Raw genomic sequence first — 6,768 nt, forward strand, 5'->3', positions numbered from 1 at the left:
CTCCTTATTCCACGGCCTTGGGCACCCGGAAGGTCTCGGCATCTCTATCCGGTGCGCCGGACAGCAGCGCCTCCCGGTCCGCCGAAGGGACAACCTTATCAGCCCGGAGCACATTTTTCAGGGGGAAGATGTGGCTCATGGGCTCCACGCCGTCGGTGTCCAGGGTGTTGAGGGTGTCCATATAGGTGACAATCTGTTCCAGCTCGCCGGTCATTCTGGCCTTCTCCTCCCGGGGCAGGCGGAGCCGGGACAGGGTGGAGACGTAGTCCACCAGCTCTTCGGTAATTTTCATCTCAATGCCTCCTTAAGGTTCCAGCCGGGTGCGGTCCCGGGGGAAGAGTGTAGCCAGGCGCACGTTGTCCAGCCCGCACAGCTGCATGGTTAGCCGCTCCAGGCCGATGCCCAGCCCGCCGTGGGGGGGCGCGCCGTACTTGTGGAGCATGAGGTAGGACGCGAACGCCTCCGGGTCCATGCCCAGCCGCTCCATCTTGGCCACCTGTGCGGCGTAGTCGTGGATGCGCTGGCCGCCGGTGGTCACCTCCATGCCCCGGAAGAGCAGGTCAAAGGACAGGGTGTACCTGGGGTCCTCCGGGTCGTCCATGGCGTAGAAGGGCCGCTTTCTGGCCGGGTAGTGGGTGACAAAGACCAGGTCGCTGCCCCACACTTCCTTGGCGTACCGGCCGATGGCGTGCTCCTCCTCGGGCTCCAGGTCGTAGGGGTTGCGGATGGCGTAGCCGTACTTCTCCGCCGCCAGGCGCTTGGCCTCGTCGAACCGGACGCAGGGGATGTCCGTCATCTCGGGGAGGGTGACCCCCAGCCGGGCCAGGTCGCCGGCGTGCTCCTCCGCCAGCAGGCGGAAGCAGTAACGGAGAAAGCCGGTCTCCACGGCGATGATATCATAAAAGCTGTCGATATAGCCCATCTCCAGGTCCATGGAGGTATACTCGTTCAGGTGGCGGGCGGTGCTGTGCTTCTCCGCCCGGAACACGGGACCCACCTCGAAGACTCGCTCGAAGACGGGCACCATGGCCTGCTTGTAGAACTGGGGGGACTGGGTGAGGAAGGCCCTGCGGCCGAAGTAGTCCAGCCGGAAGATGTTGCTGCCCCCCTCGGCCCCGGCGTGGACAATTTTTGGGGTGTGGATTTCCGTAAAATCCTGGCTCTGGAGGTATTCCCGGAAGGCCCGGCAGATGCCTGCCTGAATGCGGAACACGCTGCGCTCCCGCAGGCTGCGCAGCACCGCAGGGCGGAGGGAGAGCCGGGAGTCCAGCGTCAGGTTCAGCTTCCACTTGGATACTGGCACCGGCATGGGGGCGGCGGGCCGGGAGAGCACCCGCACCGCCGCCGCGGCCAGCTCGGCTCCGCCGGGGGCCCGCGCCTCCTTATGCACCGTGCCCAGCACCTCCACGGCGCACTCCTCTGTGACGCCGTCCAGGTCCACCTCCGGCGGACACACGCACTGGAGCACCCCGTCCCCCTTGCGCAGGAGCAGGAAGGTGAGCCCCCCCATGTCACGCAGGGCGTGGACCATACCCCGGACGGAGACGGCCTGATTGGACAGGGCACCTCCGATAATGTCGCGGATCGCGGGCTGCTTGACTGCGGTAAGAGCTGTCGCTGTGATCATGACCGTTCACATCCTTTTGGAAAAAGTAAAAAAATTCCACCACAAAAAACGAAAAAAGCCCCGAGACTGCCAAAGCAGTTTCGGGGCGAAACATACCTGTTCCGCGGTACCACCCAAAGTTGCGGCGTCCCCATTGACGCGACCTCTTATACTCCTTAACGCGGAGGGGGACGGGCGGACCTACCCCTCCGTCAGGAGGCTCGGCACGCCGGCTCAAAAGTGTTGCGCCATCTCTTCTCTCCGGGGCGGGCTCTCAGTCGGTGACCCGCGTTCTCTGTCGGATGCCCGAGGGGCGGTCTTTCTCGTTGCCTTTGTGATGTTGGGGGCATTATACGCCCGCAGGAGTATATTTGTCAACGATTATTTCCTTCAATTTTTTTCCACACAAGAAAAAAGATGATCTTTGCCGATGGAATGTGCTATAATGAACAGCACTGAAGCAGTCGCTGCCAGGGCCTGCCGGCTCCTGGCGCTCAGGCGCATCAAAAGGAGAGAACCAAGCCATGAAAATCATTGACATTCTCAGCCAGGACAAAGTCACCCTGTCCTTCGAGGTCTTCCCGCCCAAGACCAGCGACTCCTACGAGTCGGTGGCAAAGGCCACGGAGGAGATTGCGGCCCTCAGACCCGACTTCATGAGCGTCACCTACGGCGCGGGCGGCGGCACCAGCGACTACACCGTGGGCATCGCCGCGGGCATCCGGGACAGGTACGGCGTGGAGCCCCTGGCCCACCTGACCTGCGCCTCCTCCACCCGGGAGCACGTCCACCAGGTGCTGGGCAAGCTGAAGGAGAGCGGTATCAGCAACGTACTGGCCCTGCGGGGAGACATTCCGGAAGGGGGCGCTCCAGCCCATGACTACCACCACGCCGCCGAGCTGGTGCGGGAGATCAAGGCCAGCGGCGACTTCTGCGTGGGCGGCGCCTGCTATCCCGAGGGTCACCCCGAGTCCCCCACCAAGGCCAGCGACATCGACCACCTGAAGGCCAAGGTTGAGGCGGGCTGCGAGTTTCTCACCACCCAGATGTTCTTTGACAACAACATCCTCTACAACTTCCTCTACCGCATCCGGGAGAAGGGCATCACCGTCCCCGTGGTGGCGGGCATCATGCCCGTGACCAACGGCAAGCAGATCGCCCGTATCTGCAAGCTGTCCGGCACCTATCTGCCCGAGAAGTTCAAGGCCATTGTGGACAAGTTCGGAGACAACCCGGCGGCTATGCGCCAAGCCGGCGTGGCCTACGCCGCCGGACAGATCATCGACCTCATCGCCAACGGCGTCAGCCACATCCATATCTACTCCATGAACAAGCCGGAGATTGCCGCCGGCATTCAGGCCAGCCTGTCGGAGGTCCTGAAGTGACCCTGGAGGCGGACTACGGCGAGATATGCCGGTACTTAGGCTACCGGAGAGACACGCCGCCCGACAGCGGCATGGAGCAGACCATCCGTGCCTGCGCCCGGCGGCTGGAGCAGGCAGTCACGCCCCGGTGGGTGAGCCGGGAATTTCCCCTCACCCACCTGCCCGACGGGGCGCTGGAGCTGGGGGAGGTCCGGGTGGAGAGCCAGAGCCTGTCCCGCAACCTGAAGGGCTGCCAGCGGGTGATCCTCTTCGCCGCCACCCTGGGCGTGGAGGCCGACCGGCTCATCGCAAGAGCCACCGCCGTGCGGATGAGCGAGGCGGTGATCCTCCAGGCCGCGGCGGCCGCCCTCATTGAGGCCTGCTGCGACAGCGCCTGGGAGGCGCTGCGCCGTGAGGCGGCGGGGGAGGGGTGGCATCTCCGGCCCCGGTTCAGCCCGGGCTATGGGGACTTCTCCATCGCCCACCAGCGGGACATCACAACCCTGCTCCAGACCCCAGCCAGAATCGGCCTGACGGTGACGGGGCAGATGCTGCTGGCCCCCATGAAGTCGGTCACCGCGGTGATCGGCATGTCCCGCCAGGCGGCGCCCTGCCGCCGGCAGGGCTGCGAGGCCTGCGGCAAGACTGACTGCGCCTTTCGCAGATAACAGGAGGAACCTATGAGTTTTTTGGAGAAACTGGGGCATGAGCGCCTCTTTTTTGACGGAGGCACCGGGACCCTGCTGCAGGCCCAGGGCCTCAAGGGCGGCGAGCTGCCCGAGACCTGGAACCTGCGCTATCCCGACCGGATTCAGGCCGTGCACCGGGCCTATCTGGAGGCGGGGAGCCACGTCATCTGCACCAATACCTTCGGGGCCAACGCCCTGAAGTTCCCCGACGGCGGGGAATGGGACCTGGATGAGCTTATCCGGGCCGCTGTGGACAACGCGAAGCGTGCCAGGGCGGAGGCGGGCCGGGAGGCCGACGCCTACATCGCCCTGGATATGGGCCCCACCGGGCGGCTGCTGCGGCCCATGGGGGATCTGGACTTTGAGGACGCGGTGTCCCTCTTCGCCCGGGTGGTTCGGGTGGGCGCTGAAGCCGGGGCTGACCTGGTGCTCATCGAGACCATGAGCGACGGCTACGAGGCCAAGGCCGCCGTGCTGGCGGCCAAAGAGAACAGCGACCTGCCCGTGGTGGTGACCACGGTGTACGACGAGAGCGGCAAGCTGCTCACCGGCGGCACCGTCGCCTCCACCGTGGCTCTGCTGGAGGGCCTGCGGGTGGACGCCCTGGGCGTCAACTGCGGCATGGGCCCGGAACAGATGCTCCCCCTGGCCGAGGAGCTGGTGAAGCTGTCCTCTGTGCCCGTGGTGGTCAACCCCAACGCCGGCCTGCCCCGGCGGGAGGGGGACAAAACCGTGTTCGACGTAACGCCGGAGCAGTTTGCCGCCGTCATGGAGCGCATTGCAAAGCTGGGCGTGTGGGGCCTGGGCGGCTGCTGCGGCACCACCCCCGACCATATCCGCGCCCTCACCGCCGCCTGCCGGGACATCCCCGCCACCCCGCCCAAGGGGAAGGGGCGGACCGTGGTGTCCTCCTTCTCCCAGGCGGTGGAGATTGGCCCCGCGCCCGTCATCATCGGCGAGCGCATCAACCCCACCGGCAAGAAGCGCTTCAAGGAGGCCCTGCGCAGCCACGACCTGGAGTATATCCTCAACGAGGGCTTTGCCCAGGAGGAGGCGGGGGCCCACATCCTGGACGTGAACGTGGGCCTGCCCGGGATTGACGAGCCCGCCATGCTGGAGGAGGCGGTGTGCGCCCTCCAGAGCGTCATCCCCCTGCCCCTCCAGATCGACACCTCCAACCCCGAGGCCATGGCCCGGGCCATGCGCCGCTACAACGGCAAGCCCATGATCAACTCGGTCAGCGGCAAGGCGGAGAGCATGGAGGCGGTGTTCCCCCTGGTGCGCAAGTACGGCGGCGTGGTGGTGGGCCTGGCCCTGGACGAGGGCGGCATCCCCGGGACCGCCGAGGGCCGCCTGGCGGTGGCCCGGAAGATCTACGCCACCGCCGCGGAGTACGGCATCCCCCCGGAGGACATTGTGATTGACGGCCTGACCCTCACCGTCTCCTCCGAGCCCAGGGCCGCCCTGGTCACCCTGGAGACCCTCCGACGGGTGCGGGACGAACTGGGGGGACACACCATTCTGGGCGTGTCCAACGTGTCCTTCGGCCTGCCCCGGCGGGACATCATCAACGCAAATTTCTTCGCCATGGCCCTGGAGGCCGGGCTGTCCTGCGCCATCATCAACCCCCTGGCCGAGGGCATGATGGGCGCCTGGCGGTCCTACTGTGCCCTGGCCGGACTGGACAGCCAGTGCGGCGGCTATATCGGGGCGTACAGCGGCCAGACCGCCGCCCCGGCCGCGCCCGCCGCCGGGACGGACCTGTCCCTGGAGGAGTGCGTAACCAGGGGCATGCAGGAGGGAGCGGCCCAGGCCGCCCGGGCTGCGCTGGAGCGGGGCGCGCAGCCCCTGGAGCTGGTCAACAGCGCACTCATCCCCGCTCTGGACAGGGTGGGGCAGGGCTTTGAGCAAAAGACCCTCTTCCTGCCCCAGCTGCTCATGAGCGCCGAGGCGGCCAAGGCCGCCTTTGAGGTGGTCAAGGCCGCCATGGCCAGCGAGACGGAGGAGAAGCAGGGGAAGGTGGTGCTGGCCACCGTCAAGGGGGACATCCACGACATCGGCAAGAACATCGTCAAGGTCCTGCTGGAGAACTACGGCTTTGAGGTGATGGACCTGGGCAAGGACGTGGCTCCCGAGAAGATTGTGGAGGCCGCCGCCGCCCCCGGCGTGAAGCTGGTGGGCCTGAGCGCCCTCATGACCACCACAGTGGTCAGCATGGAGGAGACCATTAAAGCCCTGCGGGAGAGCGGCAGCGGCGTCAAGGTGGTGGTGGGCGGCGCGGTACTCACGGAGGAGTACGCCGCCGGCATCGGCGCCGACTGCTACGCCAGGGACGCCATGGCCACCGTCCGCTACGCCAGAAAAGTCTACGGAGCAGAGAATGGGGAGGAGAAGGCATGAAGAACTGGGAGGCGCTCCAGGCCGAGTGCATGGCCTGCCGGAAGTGCGCCCTGGCCGAGACGAGAAACCACGTGGTGTTCGGCTCAGGCAACCCGGGCGCCGAGGTCATGTTCATCGGCGAAGGGCCCGGCGAACAGGAGGACCTGAAGGGGGAGCCCTTTGTGGGCCGGGCCGGCAAGCTGCTGGACGACATGCTGGAGATCATCGACCTGGACCGGAGCAAAATCTATATCACCAACATGGTCAAGTGCCGTCCGCCCCAGAACCGGGACCCCCTCAACGTGGAGCAGGAGGCCTGCATCGGCTACCTGCGCAACCAGGTGGCAATCATCCGGCCCAAGATTATCGTCTGCCTGGGCCGCATCGCTGCCATGAAGCTGATCAAAGAGGACTTCAAAATCACCAGGGAGCACGGCCAGTGGGTGGAGAAGGCGGGGGTGCATATGACCGCCATGTACCACCCGGCGGCCCTGCTCCGCAACCCGGGCTGGCGCCCGGCCGCCTTTGAGGACCTGAAGTCCCTCCAGGCCAAAATCAAAGAGATCTGCACCAGAACCTACTGAGAGACCATAAAAGACCGCCCGCTGTTTAAGGACAGCGGGCGGTCTTTTCAGTCTGTCGAAAAAGTCCAGCAAATGCTGGGCTTTTTCGTTTATACGAGGTAAAATAGAGGAGGAGGTGAGAGGGATGCTGGAACGAGGGAGGATGG

Annotated in this window: 6 protein-coding genes; 4 read left to right on the top strand and 2 right to left on the bottom strand. The window is 65.6% G+C overall.

The features are described 5' to 3' along the window. Positions 1-4: 4 nt before the first annotated feature. A complete protein-coding gene (gene gatC / locus QZY67_RS05535) occupies positions 5-292 on the bottom strand; it encodes an Asp-tRNA(Asn)/Glu-tRNA(Gln) amidotransferase subunit GatC (RefSeq protein ID WP_295368940.1) in 288 nt (95 codons plus the stop codon). A 12-nt stretch (positions 293-304) separates the two neighbouring features. Then, positions 305-1,627, bottom strand: coding sequence for an aspartate--tRNA(Asn) ligase (gene aspS, locus QZY67_RS05540; RefSeq protein WP_295368942.1), 1,323 nt, complete (start codon positions 1,625-1,627; stop codon positions 305-307). 503 nt (positions 1,628-2,130) lie between these two features. On the opposite strand from aspS, the gene metF reads away from it, so the two are divergent. Genes metF through QZY67_RS05560 form a run of 4 tightly spaced genes read left to right on the top strand, consistent with a single transcriptional unit; the run spans position 2,131 to position 6,622 of the window. Then, complete coding sequence (metF, locus tag QZY67_RS05545; protein ID WP_295368944.1) at positions 2,131-2,991, top strand: methylenetetrahydrofolate reductase [NAD(P)H]; 861 nt, start codon at positions 2,131-2,133, stop codon at positions 2,989-2,991. Beyond that, complete coding sequence (locus QZY67_RS05550; RefSeq protein WP_295368946.1) at positions 2,988-3,638, top strand: vitamin B12 dependent-methionine synthase activation domain-containing protein; 651 nt, start codon at positions 2,988-2,990, stop codon at positions 3,636-3,638. The genes metF and QZY67_RS05550 overlap by 4 nt, the downstream gene beginning before the upstream one ends. Before the next feature lie 12 nt (positions 3,639-3,650). Continuing rightward, complete coding sequence (locus QZY67_RS05555) at positions 3,651-6,059, top strand: homocysteine S-methyltransferase family protein (RefSeq protein WP_295368948.1); 2,409 nt, start codon at positions 3,651-3,653, stop codon at positions 6,057-6,059. After that, the gene (locus tag QZY67_RS05560) at positions 6,056-6,622 is read left to right on the top strand and encodes a uracil-DNA glycosylase (RefSeq protein WP_295368949.1); all 567 of its coding nucleotides are present in this window, start codon (positions 6,056-6,058) and stop codon (positions 6,620-6,622) included. The genes QZY67_RS05555 and QZY67_RS05560 overlap by 4 nt, the downstream gene beginning before the upstream one ends. Positions 6,623-6,768 lie beyond the last annotated feature (146 nt).

The sequence above is a fragment of the uncultured Pseudoflavonifractor sp. genome, from assembly GCA_904419835.1.
Taxonomy (GTDB): Bacteria; Bacillota; Clostridia; order Oscillospirales; family Oscillospiraceae; genus Pseudoflavonifractor.